The following is a 20,917-nucleotide window of genomic DNA, read 5'->3' on the forward strand; positions in this document are numbered from 1 at the left end:
TAGAGGCTTCGCCCCGTAAGCCTCCAGGCCGGCCAAACGAGCTTTTCTAGAGGGACACCTGACTGCTCGAATCCCACGCCGACAGTCACTCAAGTGTAGTCAATCAAAGCACCTTTCGCGTCAACGCTTGTTGCAACCAGATCGAACGCCTGCGGCTCTTGTTGCTGCCTACGGCCCAGACACCTTCGGTATCCATGCATTCATCAAGGCCTTTAAGACTGATGGCTCTGAAGGCCCATGGGGTCTTGGTATCTGCCCAATACTCACCGCCTCCTGATTCTAGATCCGATGGCAAACAGCGCGTACAAACGCCCAGCAGCCAATTCGGCAAATAACTCAAACGTCGCGCCTGCTTTCAGCTCATCGCCCCTGAGCTGAAGGCCCCCCGCGCGGAGCTGAGTCCCCGTTTTCACAAATCGGAGCCGCGACGCCATGAACACTGGGAAGACCCTTGAGGTCGGGCCTCGTGAGTGGACATCTGCGCCCACACAATCAATATCAGCCTCGAGTCGTACATGAGTGTAAGTCAGCGGAGTTTCAGCCAGCGCATAGCGAACTTCGCCTTTTCTCCATCCGATGACAGCGGGTCAATGCGAGCTGTCAGTGCTGGATTTGGCAGGCTTCGATGAAGATGATCAGTAAAAAGGCGGTAATAGGCTAAGCTTTGCGCCAGAGGTCTGTCGAATGCAGTCCTGATCACTCACTTGGCCCCCTAGCGTTTTGCCCTTGGCTGCGAAATCCTCGGGCTGCATGACGTTCATAACCTTGAGCTAGCCCCTGGCTATCCGGCAACAAACATTGGATGATGCACCTGAGGGATGGGCGTGGCTGTGGAGGTTCGTGGATCAAACTGGTGTGGGCCTGCTATGGCTTCCGGCATCCCCACAGGCTTGCGCCAGCGCTCGATCAAGGTGATCCAATTGCGGCATATGCACTAAATTGAGATTTTGGATTCAGTCGAAGCTTGGTGAATCTCAACGCTTGATTTCCGACCCGATGGAGCGTGCATGCAGCCACCTTCTCCGTTTCCCATTTTCCCGCGGTACGAGCAGTACTTGGCTGAGGGGGCGGCCTTCCCTTCCAACGTGAATGTGCGCACCAGGCTTGAAGCGCTGGAAAGCGCATGCGAGGCATTTGAGTGCTGCAGATACGCTTCGATGTTCTTGCAATCGAAGATGCTCGAACAAATCGATTTCGGGGCCGCGAACTATGCTCAGTACACCCCAAGCCTGGACAAGCTGCTGAATTGGAGCTTTAACCTGGGGAGAAAATCAGTTTTCGATTGGAACGATGGCGACCTTAAGGTGTATGTCGACTTTCTAGTCGACCCCCCGGCAAATTGGATTGCACCGAAACGATATCCTCGGTTTATCACGGACAACACAACCGTGCCGGCCCACTGGAAACTCCATTCGAGCTGGCGCCCTTTTGTTCGAACTGGGAGCGCGCCAACGGATACGCCGGTCTACAGAACCATTGTCCGTGGCTACCAGATACTGAGGGAATTTCTCAACTATATAGAATTGCACCCTCCACGCAATCGTAGCAGCTACACAGCACCGATCACCGTTGATATCCCGCCATTAGCCGACGTTCTGGCGCTGCAGTATGTACAACCGAATCGTCTTGATGCGTCGGAAAACCTGAAAGACCAGGAGATGGACTGGGTCTTCGACCAAGTCGCCAAGCTTGCGAAGGACGATGACGAGCGAGAGGTGATGTTGATCTCTCTGGCCAATGCGAGATTCACGAACATCCCTTTTCGCTCTTTGACCCGGGAGCGAGATAACGTTGGATACCTGAGTCAGTTTCAACGGCGGGGAGATGGGTCTTGGGTATTTGTCGAACGATCGGGCAAGAAGAACGCACTGATTCGAACGCTGGAAGGCGAGTTTACCCATCACCTGGAACGGTACCTGCGTCACCTGAAAATCAAACCCAGAGCCCCGCTACCGGATACCGATATATTGACCAGACGCAAAGCTCATCGAGGCTTTAGCCATGACCGAATCATGAATTGGCTGGAACAATACCGTGTGGCCATGGTTGAGATCATTCTAGAGAGCGAAAACGCCAATCTTCTCCCTAGCGCTTCAAAGATTGCCACTCTCACGCTCTCCTCGATACGCAGGTCCGCCAGGGCGAACGCTCAGGGATGATCAGTAAACTCCTGCACATCTGCGTTTGTGCCTGGTAAGTAGTGTGTGGTGACCACGCCACCACCGAAGCATACTCCAGCGGAATATCGTCAGCCCCCAGCGCGCGAATTCTGATCAGAGCCGCCACTACCTTCTGAAGTACAACAACACCACTTCCATACATGAGCATGGCTTCGGCAGTCAGGATGACGTCCGCGTAGTTGCTTGAGCTTAGCGAAGCTGCATCTGCGGCGTCCTCATCCATCAGAGCCCGTCAGCCCCGTAGCGGTACTCGCCTCCTCCTGAGACCTTGACCACCAACTGCATCGACTTCTCATCAAACCCAATATGCTCAAAGGCACGCTGCGGCTTCACGGCGAAAAGCTCCACGCCTTCTTTGAGGTCATACAGAGCGAGCTTACGCCCATCCTCAGTAGGGCTGTTTGCGGTGAGGCAGTACGCCAGGTGGCCATTGCGAGAAATCCCACTCTGCAGAATATTTGCGGTCAGCACCTTGGTAATTATCGGTAGCCCCTGAGAAGTGAAGACGTGAAATGTGCCGGACAGTGTGCTCCCGAAGTGCCAGTCTTCCAGGCAGAAGCTGCCGTTGTCCGCGACTGCGCCGTTGTTCGGACGGGGCATACGGGCATCAAATCACGATGGCGTTGTTGATGAGGTCGACCAGGATGTACCTACTCTCGCCCTCCTCTCGATGTCCGCCGCGTCGACCATCGGGCGTAGCGTCATTCCAGGACACCGCCCATGATTTTCTCCGCGCGTGCTTGCACAGCCCGTGGTAATCATTCGAGGGTGAAGAAAGAAATCCGCCCGCAATCTCAAAGCTCTTATCTGCGTGGGCCTTAGCGGGCTTATGGTCGCTGGGCTTATGCATGCGGAACAGCCAATCGAAAATACCATCAAGTTTTCTCCATCAGTCCAAGCACCTAACCGCAGAGGAGCTCTGATTAGCGCCATCCCCCGTAGTATGGTCGTCTGCATGTCCGCCTCGTGCCCCACCAGATGTGGGCTAAGCACCCGGTTCAACGGGACTGCAGAATGCTATCTTAACCACCTGTCATGGAGTAGGTGCCCGAGTGAACGACTACGACTTTTCGCGTCTGAACGACAAAGAGTTCGAGGTACTGTGTACTGATCTGATAGGCGCCGACAACGGCGTCCGGTTTGAACGGTTCAAGCCTGGTCGCGACGGTGGCGTCGATGGCAGATATTTCACGCGAAGTGGCACTGAATGGATCTTGCAGGCCAAGCATCGCCCGGGCACACCTTTGCCTCAACTAGTCACCCACCTACGCAACTCTGAGGCGCCAAAGGTCATTGCGCTCAACCCCGAGCGCTACATTCTAGTCGTCTCGCATTCGCTTACGAGGTTGAATAAACAGGAACTGGCCGACTCTTTGGATAGCCAGGCGTCTTGTCCTATTGAGGTCTATGGCCGCGAGGATCTGAACGATCTGCTTGCCACCCATACCCATGTTGAGCGCCGACACTTCAAGCTCTGGATAAGCAGCTCTGCCGTACTCGTTAGCATTTTCAATCATGCAATCAACGGCCGAAGCGAGGCCATGATGCGTGACATTGTTGAGAAGTCCAAAATCTTCGTCCACACCACTAATTTGGACTCGGCAGTGGACAGGCTCAACAAGCTCGGTACGGTGATCATCACCGGCCAAGCGGGCATTGGGAAAACGACTTTGGCTGAGCAACTCATCCTTCTTCACGCCAGCGATGGCTTTGAGCTCGTATGCATCAGTGAGCACATTCAAGAGGCTGAGCAAGCGTACTCCCCCGATGAGCGCCAGCTCTTCTATTTCGACGACTTCCTGGGGCGGAACTATCTCGAAGCCTTGTCAGGGCATGAGGGCAGCCAGATCGTCAATTTCATGAGGCGCGTAGGCCGAGATAAAGCCACCAAGGGATTCGTTCTAACGTCCCGTTCGACGATTCTGAATCAAGGCCGGATCCTTAATGACGTCTTTGAACATAACAACGTTCACCGAAACGAGATGGAGATCAGACTTGAGTCGCTTTCAGGCTTGGATAAGGCGCAGATTCTCTACAATCACATATGGCATTCAGGGCTTTCCCCGGAACACATCGACGAGTTTTACAATGGAAAGCGCTACCGTAAGATAATCACTCACCGGAACTTCAATCCTCGGTTGATTCAATTTATTACGGACATTCAGCGACTGGATGATGTGCCAGTGGCAGGATACTGGGCCTACATTCAAGAGCTCCTAGATAACCCCGCAAAAATTTGGGCGCATCCTTTTGATGCTCAGTTGGATGACTTCGGCCGATTCCTTGTGCTATTGGTGGCCTTCAACGGGCAAAATATCCTCGAGCATGATTTGGCTAAAGCGTATGCCAGCGGCTTGCTCATGGCGGGACATGCTAATTTTTCGGGCAAGCGTGACTTCCACCACGCCATCCGACACCTGTCGAATTCACTGATCACACGGGTGGTGGTAGGTGATTTCGTCTATTACAAATTGTTCAACCCATCCTTAGGAGATTTCTTACTGCATCGTTACTCGCCGTCACCAGATTCACTTAAAGGTGTGTTCCAGAGCCTCCGCAACGTTAACGCCCTAGATGTGCTGGTTGACATGTCAGACAACGAATTGATCGCCCGCAAAACAAAGGGCGAACTGCTTCTCTCGCTCCTGGAACATGAAGAGAAATCGAACTTTCAGGGCGCTGATCCTGAATATCTAGCGAAACTCTATCTGCTAACAGTCTCAGCCCACCCTTCTCTAGCAGCTCAGCGATCGCACAACCGGAAAGCGGTGAATCTTTTACGGATAAGAAATGTCACCCAAGTAATACTTGAAGGCCCTATCTGCCCAAAATACTTCAATTGCCTAACGTTGGTTAAAAGAGCTTTTGAAGCAGACCTCATCCCTCTCGATGATCTGGAGATATTCACCCTAAAAGTCCTCAGCGTGGGCGTAGGAGATGATGAGTTACCTGCTCTCGGTGAGCTCGTGGCGAAGCTCGAGATAGACAACGTCTTTGAGGCCAGTGAACCATTCTCAGATCTCGCTTATAGCTACATCTGCGATGGGCTGGACGATATGTTGCCGGAGGGGGACGTATTCACAAACGGCGATGACTACGACGCAGCGTGTAAAAAGCTGGGGGCTATGATCGAGGATAAGTTCGCGAGCTGGCAAATCGCGCCTAGCCGCGCCATGGTCGATGAGATCGTGGATGCGTTCGATGTGCGGGATCGGATGAGAAACTATTTTGACGACTCAAATTCACACTATACCTCGCGTGCGGCTGAGCCACGTTTGCTTGAGACGATGAGTATTGATGACCTTTTTTCTAGGGATCGGTAAGCGCTCCAGCTAGTCGTGGTTCCCGCTTGCTGCTCACTCATCTGGCTCCGCCGGCGAATAGGCTGCAGGGGCGCTACCCCCCCTGCACTCTCAAGCTCCTGCAGCAACCTCAGTCTCAACAGCGAGCCATGCACGTCCGAAAGCTCGACGCTAGGCCGATCAGCGCAGCCCAAACCCCATCCGTTTCAGCTCCTCGACAAGCTCTTCCCGCCCATGCAGGTTTGAAACACTGCGAAGCCGATTGACCACCTGCTCAGACCACCCGGAAGCCTTCATTCCCTCACGCTGGTAAAACGCCCCCAGGCGCTCATCGTATTCAGCTACCGCTTCCACATCTGCCGCTGCCGAGTAGGTCTCGTGGTGAAGCACCGCGCCTTGGGGCAGCCGTGGTTTTACCTGCGCCGGTCGCTCGGTAGATGGATAACCTACGCAGAGACCGAAAACCGGATAGACCTGTGGAGGCAGACCAAGCTCCTTGGCCACGCCTTCAATGTCGTTTCGTATGGCGCCGATGTACACGCTGCCAAGTCCCAGAGATTCCAGAGCGATCACGGCGTTCTGGGCGGCCAAGGCCGCGTCGATCGTGCCAAGCAACAAGCTCTCCAAGTAGGGCACTGCTTCGAGCTCTATACCCTGCAGCTCAGCAACGCGGGTGACCCTAGACAGGTCGGCAAGCCATACAAAGAACAGAGGCGCCTGCCGGATGTAGGCCTGGTTTCCTGCCAGTGCCGAGAGGCGCGCTTTCCGATCGCTGGCCTGAACGGCGACGACGCTCCAGACCTGCAGGTTTGACGAGGTCGACGCTGATTGTGCCGCGGCGACCAGGGTCTCTATGGTGCCGTCAGGCAGTGGCTGATCAGTGAAAGCACGAACGCTGCGATGGTCGAGCAACTGATCGATCGTCTCGTTCCAGCGCTTGAGGGGTGAGATGTCCGCGGCACCATAGCGGGCAGCCAGTTTTGATTGGGCGGTGACTGTCATTCGAGATCTCCAAATAGAGCCCGAGGCTACCAAATCGCCGGCAGTGCGACACGCTTCCGGCGCAAAGTTTCATATACCATGGGGCCCACACAGTCCCACAAAGGCACGTTTCGATTGTCAGCAAAATCGCTTACCGCCCGCGAGGCCTACCAAGTGCTCCGCGACATCGCCTTAGGCGTTCGCACCATGCGCCGCTTGGGTGAGAAGTCATGGACTGAAATGTACAGCGGCATGATGACCGTTGAAGCTGATGGCTGGGTCATCACGCTCTACAATGATTGCGAGACGCTGGATTACTGCGATAGCTGCTATTGCCCAGACGGTCGTGCGTACACTTTCGACTCATCGCAGCAATTTGGTACTGACCCTTTAGAGCTTCTTAGCACCTGGGAGCATGCTCAGCTTGAACAGTTGGTCAGCAAGCTTTAGCTGGCCGCCCGACGAGAACAGGGATCGCTGTCGGATGCCCCGACTTTGTCGACGTGTTGGCCCTTCGGGCCCATGAGCGTCCCTGCGCGCTCCGCTTGCTTTGTTATTTCAGGTCAAGGTTTCGCGGGCAGATATCATTTCATGTGTTGCGGCAACGTTATCTCCACAAGCATCATGAAATAAAACAACAATAATAAAGGCAGCGCCCGTGAACTCTCCGACCATTAAAACCTTCGTCATCGACCCACAGTTGGACGAAACCCCGAATATTCCACAGTCCTGTGACAAGCAGGACAGCCAAGGGGTATCCATTTTCCAGGCGATGGGTATCTCTTATTCGATCCTAGACAGGATGATTGCGCTCGACGCTGGCTGTGCAAATGCCGCAGCAGAATACTTCGTGACCACCCTGATGAAAGACGGTTGGTCATGGGACACCGCGCTTCTGTTGGTGAATGAAGCTGACTGGAAGAGCAGGATGTACCGCGCATGGCACGTTATAAACGCTGAGAACCGCGCAGACGCCGTCGCACTCGACTATGAGGTGTACCAGAACTATTGGCCTAATCTTGACTTCTGCGCGCATGGATTCGAAGCTGATTCGGCATGCTGGATCGCGGATCCTCTGAATGCTCAGAGGGCTAGATAACTTGCTTGGGTAGTCACTCTTGCCTCCAGCACTCACGGTTGAGTTCAGGCACCCTAATTTCCTGGGTTTCACGATCAGGTCGACCGAGATCAGTGGGTGGGATGTGGCCCCGTCGAGTGGCCGTGACTAGAAACCCGTGAGACACATCAGGGGTGCCGGCCGGATCCACCGGTGCCAGGTGCTGAGCCGGTATACGAAGCTTGCCTGGCAGCTCTTGAAATGTGACCACCTCGAAGTCCTCGCAGGCGTTGCGAATATCACGAAGCAGCGCCTCACTCATTCTCCAGCTGGTTTGGTATCAGCCCTTTCATTGCGCCGTCTGTTGAGTCCCTCAGTCCCTCAGTCCCCAAACCCGCCCTTACGGTGACTGCGTCTTGACTCAATAACCAGTTGCGCAAAGTGAACCAAATCCCGCACGGCTCCCCTGCCCGACCTATCCAGATGAAACCCCAGCATCCCAACTGCCCTGGGCCCATCTTGATCGCACTTCAGCGAATCGCCCACCATCGCGATCTGGTCATGCTGATCGCCGAATAGGTGTCCAGGCGACACCTGCAATGCATTGCAGATGGACTGGTAGATCACAGCGTCCGGCTTCATCGCACCGACCTGATAGCTAAAGGCGTAGCCATCGAGATCAGGAAACGCCTGCAGCACCGCAGCCCCATAAGGCTGGCAAAGGTTAGAACATATGCCCACCCGCACGCCCTCTCCGCGCAGCAGCGCCACAGCCTCGACGCCATCGGCGAATGGCCTGATCGATGCGATTTCGCGAGCTAGATCGTCCTCCAGCTCTTGCAGGCGAGTGGGCGATACCCAAATATCTAATTGATCCGCAGCCTCTTCTAGCGACCACGGGTTGCTCATGAGCACCCGCACATCACCAGGGCTCGCCCGGCGGCCAGCTTCCATCCCTTCCTTGAGCAGTTGTCTGAACGGATGAAGCTTGGTTTGGAGGTTGAGCACGGTGCCAAAGGCGTCGAAGACAACTGCTGAAATCATAGGCTACCTGTTCGGCTAGTCCGTGCGACACGGAGGATACGGCGCGTTTGCGACCGTATCACCCCGGTCGAATTTGTCCAGAGCGAGACGGCGGTCGGCATATACATCAGGCAAAACGCCCCCGTCCCCAAACACGCACTCCTGAAAAATCGAGAAGTCCTGCCGTCGTTCGGATGTGGCCGGTGCCAATTTTACCGTTCACTGTATATCTATCCAGTATCACAAGAAATGCTCCTATGAACCTAATTTCCCTACGCCAAATCACTGAATCCGAGCTGCCCACCCTCCTCCAGGTTCTATCAGGTCGCGCCTCGGGCGGCTTTCCTAGCCCTGCGGCCGATCACTACGAAGCCCCGATCTCCCTGGACGACCTGGTAGACCTCAGAGCCCCGCACGTCTGGCTGGGTGAAACAGAGGGTGACAGCATGTCGCCGGCAGGAATCTTGAATGGTACCAAGCTCGTCATCGACAGAGCATGGACGCCTCAGGTTGGGAATGTGGTCGTCGCTTACATCGACAATCAACCGGTGGTCAAACGTCTGGATCGACAGCTTAATGGTGGCTGGATGCTGAGCTCCGACAATCCCAAGTACCCCCCGATCCGGGGCCTAGAGGAGATCGAAGTCTTTGGAGTGGTGACCTGGAGCTTGACCCTCCATGTCCCCTAAGCGCCCCACCTATCCACTGGTGGACTGCAACAGCTTCTACTGCTCGTGTGAGCGGCTGTTCCGTCCCGAGCTTCGGCAAGTCCCGGTCGTGGTACTCAGCAACAATGACGGCTGCGTTATTGCCAGGACACCCGAAGCCAAGGCCCCCGGAATCAAAATGGGCGATCCGTTCTTCAAGATCCGGGATGCTTTGAAAGCAAAAGGTGTGGTCGCCTTCTCCAGCAACTATGAGCTCTACGGTGATATCTCTTCACGCGTGCAACGCACCATCGAATCCTTGGCCCCGCGTGTCGAGGTCTATTCAATCGATGAAAGCTTTGCGGATCTCACTGGCATTGCGGAGCCGCTTGGGGGCTTTGCGCGGCAGATCCAGGCGCGTGTCCGGAACTGGACGGGCATCCCGGTAGGCATTGGGATCGGTCATACAAAGACCTTGGCCAAGGCGGCGTAACATGCGAGCAAACTGTACAAAGAACGCACCGGCGGCGGGGTCGACTTGCGCGCAGACCATGCGGTCGAATGGCTCCTCAAACGGATGCCAACACAGGAGGTCTGGGGCGTTGGTCGGCGAATCTCGGTGAGGCTCGAGGCTGACGGAGTTACTACAGCCTGGCAGCTCGCGAATACCGATCCTAAGACGATTCGCCAGCGGTATGGCGTCGTGCTCGAGCGCACGGTTCGCGAACTTACGGGCGAGCCATGTATTGAGCTTCAGGAGGCAGAGCCTGACCGACAGGCCATCTGCACATCCCGAATGTTTGGTGAGCGTGTGACGACCCTTGAGGCCATGCGAGAAGCGGTGGCCAGCTACATGCACCGGGCGACCCAGAAGCTTCGCAAGCAGCAGTCCCTGACTGCGGTGTTCCGGGTCGCTGTACTCACATCGCCATTCGGTGACGGGCCGAAGTATGCAAACTCCGTGATGTGCTATCCACCCTACCCGACTGACGATGTCTTGCTGCTGACCCGGGCTGCGATGGAGGGTTTGGAAGTCATCTGGCGTGATGGGTATCGATACAGCAAGGCAGAGATTTTGCTGATGGATCTGCGTAAGCGTGGCGAGTTTACAGGTGACCTGTTTACCCCTCCACAGCCGGCCAGGTCGGATGAGCTGATGCGCGTTTTGGATCGTATCAACGTGAAGTTTGGCAAAAATGCTCTGCACTCTGGGCGGATGCCGATCGACGCAGCGTGGGCGATGAAGCGCGAGACGATGAGCAAGAGCTATACGACCAGTATCGACCAGCTCATGCGGTTTCAGGCTACTTAACCAGTCTGCCGTCGGTACCACTGAGATCAGCGGAGAGCCGGCGGTTCCTAAGGTTGGTCAACCAACGACGTTACTCTTGGCGGGCGATGTCAGTCGCATCCTCACCGTGATAAGAATACCCATAGACGTATTAAACGGGGGGCGCATGCAAAAATCCATTGAGGCTGTTTTCTACCAGTGCGAACACACAGGGGCTTTTCTCAAAGGCCCCGCGGCTGTCGTGAGCATTTTAGAATCACATTACGGTGAGAACTGTGGAGCCGCGCCCCACACCCTGAATCATTTCAGCTCGATTTTGGGCTATAGGTTTATCAGGGAGGGTGTCACCTGTTTCATACCGCAGAGCAAGACGCCTCCCTCTTCCAATGGGCCATTTCCGTTCGCGCCTCTGCTGGCAAGCAAGGATCTAATTGTTCCCCCGCTGCTGATGCCACGCCACATGATGCTGATTTGCGACGCGATCAGGGCGAACGAGACAAACCCCAGCGGCTTAACCGTAGATTTCTGCCTGGCCAGCATCTACACGCCCAGCGACATGGGCAGATACTTCGAGTCGCTATTCAGCGAGATCGATTCATTCAGGCCCTACATGCAGCACATTGACGAATGCATCCGAGCGTATCTGTTCGGCTATGTGTCCGTTGCGGTTTCCGGACTTATCCTAGCCTCCGAAGGCATATTGCGAGAGATCGGCGCGAAGATCGACAGCAGATTCGAAGGGATCACCAGCAAGGATCAATTCACAAACGTGCTGACGAAAATCGAAGACTTACTGGTGGCCAAGGCTTACCCAGGTGTAGAGGTGCCAGGGTTCATGCGGCTCAAAGAGTACATGCTGGGCTTTGACGAACAGCTTTTCTTGGTTGATAACTTCAAAGATTATTTCACTACCCGTCTTTACGAAAAGACCTCTGAGGTCGAGGGGGGTATCGATATGAACCGGCATAGCGTACTGCATGGTTTGTCCATGGATTTCAACAAGCCGATCAACTTTTACCGGCTGTTCATCATGTTGGTATTCCTTGCCTTCGTGAGCGTGCTTTTGGGGCACAGCCGGGCTTCGTCATTTGTTGCAGAAACAGATCGCTCCAAACTCAAAAGCGATTGCTATGACAAGCTCGCGGCGTTTGGTGCGTCAATGAAAGTGCGTTTTCCTCTATGACATCCCAAGCCTTCACGGCCCGGGCGCGAGTAATCGGGAGAGAGGCTGCAAGCTAGGGCCACCGAACCAAGCCCAGTTCCTTGAGCCGTAACGCCATGGCTGAGTCAGACACCCCAAACTGCGCTGCCAGCGAAACAACATTCAGATTATTGAAACGCTGGCATCGGGCTAGTGCAAGCTCCCGCTCCAGGGAGTCTGCAGAGGCGTAGAGCAATCCCTCGATATTGTGGGGATCAAGGTGGTAGGCGACCGTATCGTTGAAGTGCAGGCGGTCACCGCACAGGAATTGGCGTCTGAAACGATCAGCAACTAGCTTCGCCGGCATTAGGAAACAGGCGGCGAAAAAATCTGCTTCGCGCTCCTCACGGTTGCGCGGCCCGCTCACAGGGCGGCCGTCTAGAGCCCGATCCCTATGCATGACTTCACCCTGATGCAGAACGAGGTGCCCGATCTCATGCGCCCCAGTGAAGAGCTTGACCGTCGGCGAGAATTCCTGAGAGATGGCGATTCGATTGGCCTGGCGGTCGATCAAACCCGCAATTTTGGGGCCTGAACCACCTCGGATGAATTTGGGATCACCGAGATCGGGAAACTCACGATACTCAAAGTCGTAGGCTAGTGCTGCCTTCTTTGGATCACGCGCCTGAAGGGGAGTAATTTCCCGATCCCCCCACAGATGGTATCGGTCGCGCCACAGCATGCGCAGCAGCTCGGACGCTTCTTTTTCGATATTCATCATGTCCATGCAAATCACCGCATGTAGTGGCTACGAATTAATCATAACCCTAGATGTGGTGTTTACAAGTATTTTCTGACCCCTATTGCCGAGAGCAATCCGTACGCACCAGCTAGTCATCTTTATACTCGCTGGGCTCAGCGGATGCCTGCCGTCGCCCATCTGCTCGAGTGCGCCTTGTACAAAGCGTCAGTGCTAGCGGAAATTTGCCGTTTGCCAGCATCCCCGCCAATTGCTGGTGTGCGTGTATGAAGGTTGAGCCTTCCACGCTTCTGAGATTGGACGCGTATACGCTCTTGGTCACTTTCTCGGCGCTCTGGGGGATTTAACGCTTGATTTTGAAAGCGGAGATGCAGGCGCGTCTGCTACATGGCTTTCCGCGAGCTCACTCTCAATAGCCCGCTCACGCCGCAGTTGCTGATTCTCGGCCTGAGCAGAGGTCAGCAACAGCCTAATCTCAACTTCGCGCTCGCTACTTTTGGCTGCGGCCTCAATGAGAGCCTTTGCGTCCTGCCTAAGCGCAGCAATCTGTTCCTGGAGCTGCTCGGAGATGCCGGCGGATTTCGCTTCGGCCAGCTTCAAACCTTGAATCTCTCCAGTCAAAGCCTGAATGCGGGCTTCATGTGCATGGAGTGTCTTGACCTGCTGACGGGACTCTCCCAACAAGCGCTCGTTGTCACGATTCAAACGGGTCAGGTCATCCTGTTTCAGTACCAGGGTTTCCTGAAGCTTGCGCTGCTCCACCTGGGACTCATGTAGCTGGGATTCATGGCGTCGTTGATCTTGATCGCGCTGTTCCTTCACGGACTCCCGATAATGCTCCAGAGCGCCACGCGCATGAACATGCTTCTCCTCGAGGGATTGGATCTGTTTATCCCTGTCACCGACCAAAGCTTCAAGATCAGTACAACGCTGGCTGATCCCGGCGTTGCGCGTCAGCTCGGCCTGGAGCGAAGACTGGGTTGTTTGAAGGTCAGCTGTTTGAGCTTCGATAGCTGCTTGCTGAGCGTCCAGCTGACGACGTGCAGCGGTCAATTCAGATTGCAGGCCAGAGATCTGCGCCTCAAGCCCCACGCGCTGTAAATCGAAAGCTGATCGAGCCTGTTCGATCGACTCATCCCCCTCCTCCATCAGGCGATCCAGAAGGCTTCCAACCATCGCTGAAAGCTCTTCTCCCATTCGCTCCCGGGACGACGGCGGGCGCGGATCAAAGGACTCGATCTCCTTCAAATAGCGCGAAATAGTGGTTTTTGAACCGGTATTTCCAAGCTCAACGCGCACGGCGTCAATGCTCGGGTACATGCCCTTGGCGAGCAAGGCCTGCCTTGCTTTTTGCACTACAGCCTTGTTTATGCCGCCGCGAGCCATGAGATCTCCTACTATTTCGTTGTGTATTACGTGTCACGTAATTACGTATCATGATAGGCGAATTTACAAACTTGTGAAAAGAAGTTTCTGTAAAGCTATAATAATGTCTTATGGCTTCTTGACCCTCAAAAAGGCATTTAGCTGCCGCTGAAAGTGTGGAATGCTGGAATCACCCAGATTTTGAAGGCAAAACGTGATGGACAAGGCTGACCGGTACCTCAAGGCAGGCACTCGGGAGAACACCCGCAAAAGCTACCGGGCTGCGATCGAGCACTTTGAAGTAACGTGGGGCGGTTACCTGCCCACCACAGGCGACGGTGTCGTTCGCTACCTAGCTGAATACGCCGACAAGCATGCGATCAGCACGCTCAAGCAACGTTTGGCCGCGCTGGCGCAGTGGCACATCACCCAAGGATTCCCAGACCCGACAAAGACGCCCAACGTGCGCCAGATGATCAAGGGCATCCGTGTCGTGCATCCCGCCCAGGTCAAGCAGGCCGCGCCCCTCTTACTCACGCATCTCGAACAAGCCGTAAAGTGGTTGGAAGCCGAAGCCGCCGCCGCGCTCGATCGCGGTGACTACAAGACGCTCCTGCGCCACCGCCGCTCGGTGGCAATGGTGCTGATCGGATTCTGGCGGGGATTCCGCGGGGATGAGTTGGCCAGACTCACAGTGGAAAACACCAAAGCCTATAGCGGTGAAGGCATCACGTTCTTCCTGCCGCACACCAAGGGTGACCGCCTGCACGAAGGGACAACCTTTCAAACGCCGGCGCTGACGATGCTGTGTCCGGTCGAGGCCTATCTCAACTGGATTACCGTTGCAGGTCTCGCGAAGGGCCCTGTCTTCCGCCGCCTGGATCGCTGGGGAAATCTTGCGGACAAGGCCATCCAACCTCACAGCCTGATTCCGATGTTGCGACGGGTCTTCAAGGAAGCAGGGCTGCCTGAAGAGCTGTACAGCGCCCACTCAATGCGACGGGGCTTCGCAACCTGGGCATCTGCCAATGGATGGGACATCAAAGGGCTGATGAGCTATGTGGGCTGGAAGGATATGAAGTCTGCACTTCGCTACGTCGATGCAAGCGTCTCCTTCGGGGGCATTGCGTTGCGCTCAAGCAGGCAGGTATCTGTGTCTGGGGCTTAGATAAAAGGTATGTTCTCAATGGCTTGAGAACATGCTTCCCTGCAGAAATAGACACAACTTGCGCCGTTGTCGTTCAGTCGAGCACGTGCAAGCTTGCTACCTACGACTCAGACTGCACCAGGTCACTCAGAAATCCATGAAAGTATTCATTGAGCGTGATAGCGCATTGTGAAAACTCATCTGCAGCATTTCTGATCTTCTCCACCGTCCAAAGCTCGCTAGCCCTAAAGAGCTTTGACAAGCCATCAGCAGGATCCATACCAGGCCTCCCATGCACGAGGCCATTGCGTTGTTCCACTAGCTCATCAAACCGCAAGGCTGCATTGAGCAACTTGGTTGTGTCTTCAGTGTCGCTCAACGACCCTGCCAGCGTAATGAGGCTCTTTGCAATGGTACCTGCGGTCTTTGGGTTCAAGGCTGCTAACGCACCAGGCCTGATACGCTCACAGATCCAGACGGCGTTCCACTCCAGTATGCTGAACGTATAGACAGCCTCGCCCAGTGCTTGGGAGTACTCCGGATCCAAAGGCTGTCGTAGTCGTGCGCTTTCCATATTCGCCTCATGCACCACAAGCCCCTTCAAGAAGGCCGCGCTTGCCCGGAACTCTGGTGCTGATCTAGTCTGAATGCCCAGAACCGGGGGCATAGTCTGTTGATGAGTGGGCCAGACACATACTTTTCCAGCGCCACCCCCTACCCCAGCTTTTCATAGCAGTGCCATCACAAACCGGGCACGCCCTTTCTGAATTCGCCGAGTGTTGGTCTAGATCTGACCGTATAAGCTACTCCAACTGCCTATTGATAGCACTGAACAGTGCCGAGAATCTTGCCTTGGTAGCGGCATCGACTTTGACGGATGGGCTTGTACTGAAAGTCGCCGCCACCGTGTAGTGGTTGAATCCACCGCTGGGTCTGAGCTCGATTCCTTTCGATACCAAGAACTTCTCGATCCGCTGCACGATGCGGTCTCCTGGAGGGAGGTCTTGCTCAGTAATGGAGACGCCATTGAGCTGCTTGGCAAACGCCTTGTTGAAATAGGTCAGGTACAGTTTCACGGTGAAGAGATCCTCAATATCGCTGGGCACCGTATCCTGGCCAACCTTTTTCATATCGCGAAATTGTGAAACGTTGAACACAGATTTCTTCTGTATCAGCTTCTGGTGGATGAGGCTTTCAAGCTTCTGATCCTGTCGGCCGCTGTAGTCCAAAAGCAGCGCGATCGAGAGCCCGTTGGCACCAAGCAATGATGTGAATGTTGCTACGTTACTAAGCCCACCCACAGGAACTACGGTGGTGTTGCCATCCAATCCGGTTTCCCCGCCAGCGCTGAGAATCGAGGACATCGTATGCAGGTAGGCAAGCTCTGATACGCCTTCGACCAGAAGGTTGGTTTTGCTGATAAACAGATTTTGGGCAACGCTCCATCCTAGGGCCGCTTGGAGGGGGAATATTGTGCGCGGGTCTGACCCTGAAAGGTTGTCTGAAACGGTAGTACCGACATCAGCCTTGTCTTCCACAATGCGTACCTGATGCAGTCGCTCCGACCTGACCATAAACGGTGAGTGCGTTGTGTAGATCACTTGATGAGCTTTTGAAAGCTCGTCGATGTAATTCAGAAAATCTTCTTGTGCCAATGCGTGCAAGGCTAGCCCAGGTTCGTCCAATAGAAGAATCAGGTTGCTCGAGGCATCAACACCCGATGACGTCAGTTGATCCCGAACGCTGTCGAACCACACCAGGAAACTGAAAAACCAGATGAACCCCCTGCTCCGTTGGTCAAAAGGCGTGGTTACGCCACGATGGCGTCTATTTTTGATCCTCAAATACAGATTCGGGCCGTTGTCAAAAGGAGTGACGTCGGTAGCGTCCGGCCTGATATCGACCTCAACCTCCAGATCCTCGTTTTGCTTCCAAAACTCCAAGACCTTGTCAGTTAGGTTGATTGAGACCCCTTCGACTTTAGCGCGCATCTCCTCATACGTTGTCTTGCCGTCGAAATCATCGAGATCGACGCCCGCAATTCTCAGCAGCGCGAGGATTGAGAGATGCTTAGGCTCGATTAGGGCTTTTTTGGACGGGTCATTTTTCAACGCAGTGACGCGAGACTTCAGATCGGCCAGATTCATCTTGCCTGGCAAGAGGTCATAATCGCTGAAGTACAGAAATTTGGGGATAGAAACAGAGAAGTGCCTCCAGATTTCGTAGCTCAATATCGAGCCTTGCCAAGGGCATGCATCGATTCGCTTCTTCAACGCCTCGGCAAAAGCACTGTCCGCTTCGGTTAGGTCGATCTGACCAAGCTTTGTGTGCGCCTCGCGAATCGTTTTAGATTCTGAGAGGGCTTTGCCAGCGTCAGAGGAAAGTCCTGGCTTGTTTCGCAATGCTGCTATGGCTGATGCCTCCGCAACCGAAATGGTTACCAGCTTGTTATTGGCGTAGTTATGAATGACCTTGAAAGAAAAATCGTCTGGCAAATCGCAGCTAAAGGTCTGGTTAGCTTTGTTGATTTCTGCTTTCGTAGGTCGGTATGTAAACTCTACCGCCGCTATTGGGTCGTCCTCATGCGAGCGCAGATACGTCGTCAAATGCCTACGGGGGTAATCGTCGGTGGGATTGAAGGATTCCTTCCCTTGCGCATCGTTTGCCTTATGGAGAGCTTTCAAAAAGACGGTCTTCCCGGCCTCGTTCATGCCCACCAAGACAGTAACATTGGGATCAATATCTACAGATTGAGCGGTATTGATGGATCGATACGGGCCGACCACAGCTTTCGTCAAAATCACTTAGCGTCTTCCTGTCAACAGTTTGCGTTGAAGGTTAGCTGAGGGCTGCGGAAGCTCAAGCCCGGATGTGTCATATTGATATCAACATAATGCAGCGATAGGGGGGCATCAGTATTCCCAATTTCGCTGCTCTATCCTAGCAGGTGCTGAACACCATGCCTGCTCTATGACGGAAACGTGCAGCAGAGCGTAGCCTTGCAATAAACGCCAAGCGCTAAACGCGCAATGGAGGCCGCTTGAGGCAATGTGTAGCAAATACCATTGGCGAGTTTGATGCGCTTATAGCGAGCTTCGGGTCGGATGTGTTGTTCCGTGGACAGACATCCCATTACGGCGAACCCGGCGCACCATCGGTTGGCACATCGTTCGACCGGAAAGGGTGCGTCCCTAGTGAGATGCTCAAATGGTGCCGATACTCCCAGAATGTCCTTGACACATTCATCGTCAAACACAGAGCTGATTTTGGTTTTCAACAGGCTTTGCTTCAGCACTATGGTTGGCGCTCGTTCTACGTCGACTGTACATCCAACCCGGGTGTAGCGGCCTGGTTCGCTAGCCACTCATACTCCGAGGCCGTGAATTTGGAGGTTAGCGAGGACTGCGATGAACGCGCTGTGTGGCTCAGAAAGCGCATGGCCAGCTATGCACCCGCGAAGGGTCAAGGCCATGTCTATATCCTGAGCAAGCAAGCCGCAGCGCAGGTGGGCTTGGTCGATCTGGCAACACTTTCAGTGGCAGGCTCAAGACCTAGGACGGTTGCACAGTCAGCTTGGCTGCTAGGCCCCCTGCATAATCCGATACCCCAAGATTGTTATCTGGCGCAGATAACTGTGCCCGTCGAAATACTTCAGGTTTATGCCGCCAGTCGCGGATTAACTGATACGAACACCCTCTTCCCGTCTCCCGCTGAAGATCCGATGCTGAAGGCACTGCTGGGCTTGCCGTGGGAAGAGATCAAAACTGCGTCGTCGCTCCCGGGTCTTCCCGCGTTCAAGCGAACTCTGGAACTACCTGAGTATCACCCAAGCTTCGTAAAAATAGCGCCTGCGCAGATTGCCTTCTACCGGGGTACCAGGATCCTGGATACGCAGGACTCCATAGATGGCGATTCTCAAGGGGGAATTTTCGTTGAGATTCCTGACATGGTGCTTTACGGCTCAATCCAGCAAGCAAGGCCCCTTCGCTTCCCAAGTATAGAGAAGCTGGTGGAGGAGAACGGTACAGTGGCATTCGAGGCACCCGTTCTGATCAAACATGCGAGCTTGGGCCATTTGCCGCTTTATCAAAAAGGGGTCGGTGTCATGCCAAGGGGGCCGGGCTTGTTTGAGGTATGTGAGCTGACAGTCGAACACCCAGGACTTGAGCTGACAGGCGCGGGCTTTATTAGAGGATGGACATATCGAAAACAGTCGAACGGAGTCTGGGCACGGGAGGCGAGGTCGTCTGACTGCACTTGTGACAATGCAATCGTTCACGATCAGCACATCAGTGCGTTGCATATCGCGGAAGATTTTTTGGATGAGCCGGAAGCTTTCGACTAGACCGGCTCAAGGGGATTCTGGAGGATAACGGCCCGCCCTACGACGGGCATCTGTGATCCATGCCTCCAGTTCCTCCTTTACGGTCATCGCCGGCACTTTAATATTCGAAAGCTCTTGAAGGGTCTTCAGCATTGCCCATGCTTCGAAGTCGTGAAACGGGTTGAGTCCCATAACATTACCCAAGGTCTCATCAAGCGGAACTGATGCGGAGACTATCCGGGCAAATTTCCCTACGGCAGTGTTTAGCTCCCAATGTGAAATGAACAAGAGCAAGGCAGCAAATGCCAAAACATACTTTATGTTCTTCAGACTTGTTAGTGGAGCATGATCGTTTCCCAGCTTGGCGAGGGGTGCGTGGTTGACGCAAATAAATTCAGCCAAATCTTGTGTCAAACCATAGTGCTCAGCAAGAGCCGTCGGATCAAAGACTGACTTACCCTGAAAATCAGTGGCCATTTTCTCTATCCTGGTACTCACACCGTGCAGGAAGATTTTTTATCAAACATTTCCTTCAAGACAGCTTGATACCTGAGTGTGAGCTCCGTCCTTGCTGCAGCTTTAAAATCGAAGGCTGGGATTTTAAAGACATCATCCGTAAGGGCAAAATGCCTGGCCGAGCGGCGCGGAGTCCAGTGGCAGTAGCGCCTCAGTGACTCCAACCAGGCAGGCAGTCCGGGCTCCAGTGTCACTACGAATTGGGACTGCTGCTTCTGCCGAAAAAACCACTCCCGCATTGCTCGAATATCCCGCTGCTCGAATATATGGAGCGCTATGCCCTTGCAAACCAGATCGCGAACAGCTCGCGAAACCCCATCCTTGGCAGTCGAGAACAACACCAGATTCTCGGGGATATGCCCTACCGGCACGTTGCCCGTGAAGTCACAAAAAGGGTGATGCCCTGTTGTCGCACCGCTTTTGCCAAATCGAAAATAAGCTTGGCGAACGACTTGCCCGTCTGCTTTTGACCTGCCGGCCCGAACGACTTCAGCACCGCGGCGAAAGCAAGATGGGCATTCGAGATCTGTCGGGATATGGGATTTCCATTCCTCAGGAATAGGCGAAGCTTGGGCCAGACCAATCTGAGCACCCTCTTCAGCCAGGCGCGCCAGAAGCTGTTCCACGTCGAGCTCCATTCCACGGGATGATGAAAAAGCGGTGATTGGCATCGTCGTTAGCTCGAGACTGCATGGGTTGCCCAGCAGCTTAGCCTAGCCTTTCATCTGATCGATAGCCGCGCTATGTATTTTGATTAGGCTTATGGTTAGGCAGGTGACTTTTCATCAATCCGCGTCCGTGGCACCGTCTGGGAGCGGGGAAGCATTCACTGTGGATGGAAATCTTAAAGGCCTGCCGTACTGGGCTACCTGATCATCAGGGATGATGTGTACTGTGCCGGTCACTTACGAAGCCAAACCTGTATATAGGAGCGCGGTGCCGCCACCATCGCATGTCACCTCTGGGGCGATTCTATGAAAGATATTCAAGCCGGCGTATTGAATGTGGCTTACTTGGACATCGGCCCAGCCGACGGCCCCGTAGCCGTCCTCCTCCATGGGTTTCCCTACGATGCCCACGCCTACGATGATGTTGCCGAGACACTGGCCGCGGCTGGGTGCCGATGCATCGTTCCCTATTTGCGAGGATACGTAAGCGTCTAGTAAAGGCATCTGGCCCGCTA

The 20,917-nt window shown here is 54.4% G+C and carries 18 protein-coding genes and 2 pseudogenes; 10 read left to right on the top strand and 10 right to left on the bottom strand.

The window, feature by feature from the left end:
- Positions 1–1,007: 1,007 nt before the first annotated feature.
- Positions 1,008–2,159 carry a hypothetical protein gene (locus tag BM70_RS0115145; RefSeq protein ID WP_025856797.1) on the top strand — a complete coding sequence of 384 codons (1,152 nt, stop codon included), beginning with the start codon at positions 1,008–1,010 and terminating at the stop codon, positions 2,157–2,159.
- 243 nt (positions 2,160–2,402) lie between these two features.
- Here the strand turns inward: BM70_RS0115145 and BM70_RS33620 are convergent, their stop codons facing one another.
- A complete protein-coding gene (locus BM70_RS33620; protein WP_256220911.1) occupies positions 2,403–2,780 on the bottom strand; it encodes a hypothetical protein in 378 nt (125 codons plus the stop codon).
- A gap of 452 nt (positions 2,781–3,232) precedes the next feature.
- On the opposite strand from BM70_RS33620, the gene BM70_RS31330 reads away from it, so the two are divergent.
- Positions 3,233–5,503 (top strand): restriction endonuclease, encoded by a 2,271-nt coding sequence (locus tag BM70_RS31330; protein ID WP_256220912.1) that lies wholly within the window; start codon positions 3,233–3,235, stop codon positions 5,501–5,503.
- A 159-nt stretch (positions 5,504–5,662) separates the two neighbouring features.
- Here BM70_RS31330 and BM70_RS0115170 read toward each other — a convergent pair whose 3' ends face one another.
- On the bottom strand, positions 5,663–6,484 hold the full coding sequence (locus tag BM70_RS0115170; protein ID WP_025856798.1) for an NADPH-dependent oxidoreductase: 822 nt from the start codon (positions 6,482–6,484) through the stop codon (positions 5,663–5,665).
- A 114-nt stretch (positions 6,485–6,598) separates the two neighbouring features.
- On the opposite strand from BM70_RS0115170, the gene BM70_RS0115175 reads away from it, so the two are divergent.
- The gene (locus tag BM70_RS0115175; protein ID WP_025856799.1) at positions 6,599–6,913 is read left to right on the top strand and encodes a hypothetical protein; all 315 of its coding nucleotides are present in this window, start codon (positions 6,599–6,601) and stop codon (positions 6,911–6,913) included.
- A 208-nt stretch (positions 6,914–7,121) separates the two neighbouring features.
- Entirely contained in the window at positions 7,122–7,562 is a 441-nt protein-coding gene (locus tag BM70_RS0115180) for a hypothetical protein (protein ID WP_025856800.1), read from the top strand.
- Between the two features lie 339 nt (positions 7,563–7,901).
- Here BM70_RS0115180 and BM70_RS0115185 read toward each other — a convergent pair whose 3' ends face one another.
- On the bottom strand, positions 7,902–8,564 hold the full coding sequence (locus tag BM70_RS0115185) for an HAD family hydrolase (protein ID WP_025856801.1): 663 nt from the start codon (positions 8,562–8,564) through the stop codon (positions 7,902–7,904).
- 236 nt (positions 8,565–8,800) lie between these two features.
- Between BM70_RS0115185 and BM70_RS0115190 the strand changes: the two genes are divergently transcribed.
- The 3 genes and pseudogenes from BM70_RS0115190 to BM70_RS0115205 all read left to right on the top strand — a co-directional run bounded on the left by BM70_RS0115190 (position 8,801) and on the right by BM70_RS0115205 (position 11,664).
- Positions 8,801–9,232 (top strand): LexA family transcriptional regulator, encoded by a 432-nt coding sequence (locus BM70_RS0115190; protein WP_025856802.1) that lies wholly within the window; start codon positions 8,801–8,803, stop codon positions 9,230–9,232.
- A pseudogene (locus BM70_RS33105) lies at positions 9,222–10,502 on the top strand (Y-family DNA polymerase). Before BM70_RS0115190 ends, BM70_RS33105 begins: the two are co-directional and overlap by 11 nt.
- A gap of 145 nt (positions 10,503–10,647) precedes the next feature.
- Complete coding sequence (locus BM70_RS0115205) at positions 10,648–11,664, top strand: hypothetical protein (protein ID WP_025856805.1); 1,017 nt, start codon at positions 10,648–10,650, stop codon at positions 11,662–11,664.
- A 52-nt stretch (positions 11,665–11,716) separates the two neighbouring features.
- Here BM70_RS0115205 and BM70_RS0115210 read toward each other — a convergent pair whose 3' ends face one another.
- Positions 11,717–12,409, bottom strand: coding sequence for an ImmA/IrrE family metallo-endopeptidase (locus tag BM70_RS0115210; RefSeq protein ID WP_025856806.1), 693 nt, complete (start codon positions 12,407–12,409; stop codon positions 11,717–11,719).
- A gap of 291 nt (positions 12,410–12,700) precedes the next feature.
- The gene (locus BM70_RS0115215; protein ID WP_025856807.1) at positions 12,701–13,768 is read right to left on the bottom strand and encodes a DNA-binding protein; all 1,068 of its coding nucleotides are present in this window, start codon (positions 13,766–13,768) and stop codon (positions 12,701–12,703) included.
- Positions 13,769–13,964: 196 nt separating this feature from the next.
- Between BM70_RS0115215 and BM70_RS0115220 the strand changes: the two genes are divergently transcribed.
- Entirely contained in the window at positions 13,965–14,915 is a 951-nt protein-coding gene (locus tag BM70_RS0115220; RefSeq protein WP_025856808.1) for a tyrosine-type recombinase/integrase, read from the top strand.
- A gap of 100 nt (positions 14,916–15,015) precedes the next feature.
- On the opposite strand, the gene BM70_RS31890 is transcribed toward BM70_RS0115220, so the two are convergent.
- Complete coding sequence (locus BM70_RS31890; protein WP_025856809.1) at positions 15,016–15,468, bottom strand: hypothetical protein; 453 nt, start codon at positions 15,466–15,468, stop codon at positions 15,016–15,018.
- Positions 15,469–15,697: 229 nt separating this feature from the next.
- Positions 15,698–17,698, bottom strand: coding sequence for an AAA family ATPase (locus BM70_RS0115230; protein ID WP_025856810.1), 2,001 nt, complete (start codon positions 17,696–17,698; stop codon positions 15,698–15,700).
- Between the two features lie 302 nt (positions 17,699–18,000).
- On the opposite strand from BM70_RS0115230, the pseudogene BM70_RS33625 reads away from it, so the two are divergent.
- Positions 18,001–18,255: pseudogene (locus tag BM70_RS33625) on the top strand (FRG domain-containing protein); the annotation flags it as partial.
- Between the two features lie 75 nt (positions 18,256–18,330).
- The gene (locus BM70_RS0115235) at positions 18,331–19,239 is read left to right on the top strand and encodes a hypothetical protein (protein ID WP_256220913.1); all 909 of its coding nucleotides are present in this window, start codon (positions 18,331–18,333) and stop codon (positions 19,237–19,239) included.
- 6 nt (positions 19,240–19,245) lie between these two features.
- Here the strand turns inward: BM70_RS0115235 and BM70_RS31895 are convergent, their stop codons facing one another.
- The 3 genes from BM70_RS31895 to BM70_RS33460 all read right to left on the bottom strand — a co-directional run.
- The gene (locus BM70_RS31895; protein WP_051556766.1) at positions 19,246–19,695 is read right to left on the bottom strand and encodes a hypothetical protein; all 450 of its coding nucleotides are present in this window, start codon (positions 19,693–19,695) and stop codon (positions 19,246–19,248) included.
- A 17-nt stretch (positions 19,696–19,712) separates the two neighbouring features.
- Positions 19,713–20,360: a hypothetical protein gene (locus BM70_RS31900; protein ID WP_051556767.1), complete on the bottom strand. Its 648-nt coding sequence runs from the start codon at positions 20,358–20,360 to the stop codon at positions 19,713–19,715.
- A 279-nt stretch (positions 20,361–20,639) separates the two neighbouring features.
- The coding region (locus tag BM70_RS33460; RefSeq protein ID WP_025856812.1) for a hypothetical protein at positions 20,640–20,917 on the bottom strand (278 nt) is incomplete at its 5' end.

It is taken from the genome of Pseudomonas sp. CHM02 (assembly GCF_000612585.1).
Lineage (GTDB): Bacteria > Pseudomonadota > Gammaproteobacteria > Pseudomonadales > Pseudomonadaceae > Aquipseudomonas.

What these genes read in the sequence shown, in the direction of transcription:
- BM70_RS0115220 (WP_025856808.1), top strand. Translation starts at nt 13,965, where the DNA reads ATGGACAAGGCTGACCGGTACCTCAAGGCAGGCACTCGGGAGAACACC.
- BM70_RS0115235 (WP_256220913.1), top strand. Translation starts at nt 18,331, where the DNA reads ATGGCCAGCTATGCACCCGCGAAGGGTCAAGGCCATGTCTATATCCTG.
- BM70_RS0115145 (WP_025856797.1), top strand. Translation starts at nt 1,008, where the DNA reads ATGCAGCCACCTTCTCCGTTTCCCATTTTCCCGCGGTACGAGCAGTAC.
- BM70_RS31895 (WP_051556766.1), bottom strand. Translation starts at nt 19,695, where the DNA reads ATGGCCACTGATTTTCAGGGTAAGTCAGTCTTTGATCCGACGGCTCTT.
- BM70_RS0115210 (WP_025856806.1), bottom strand. Translation starts at nt 12,409, where the DNA reads ATGGACATGATGAATATCGAAAAAGAAGCGTCCGAGCTGCTGCGCATG.
- BM70_RS31890 (WP_025856809.1), bottom strand. Translation starts at nt 15,468, where the DNA reads ATGGAAAGCGCACGACTACGACAGCCTTTGGATCCGGAGTACTCCCAA.
- BM70_RS0115190 (WP_025856802.1), top strand. Translation starts at nt 8,801, where the DNA reads ATGAACCTAATTTCCCTACGCCAAATCACTGAATCCGAGCTGCCCACC.
- BM70_RS0115215 (WP_025856807.1), bottom strand. Translation starts at nt 13,768, where the DNA reads ATGGCTCGCGGCGGCATAAACAAGGCTGTAGTGCAAAAAGCAAGGCAG.
- BM70_RS0115170 (WP_025856798.1), bottom strand. Translation starts at nt 6,484, where the DNA reads ATGACAGTCACCGCCCAATCAAAACTGGCTGCCCGCTATGGTGCCGCG.
- BM70_RS0115205 (WP_025856805.1), top strand. Translation starts at nt 10,648, where the DNA reads ATGCAAAAATCCATTGAGGCTGTTTTCTACCAGTGCGAACACACAGGG.
- BM70_RS0115185 (WP_025856801.1), bottom strand. Translation starts at nt 8,564, where the DNA reads ATGATTTCAGCAGTTGTCTTCGACGCCTTTGGCACCGTGCTCAACCTC.
- BM70_RS33620 (WP_256220911.1), bottom strand. Translation starts at nt 2,780, where the DNA reads ATGCCCCGTCCGAACAACGGCGCAGTCGCGGACAACGGCAGCTTCTGC.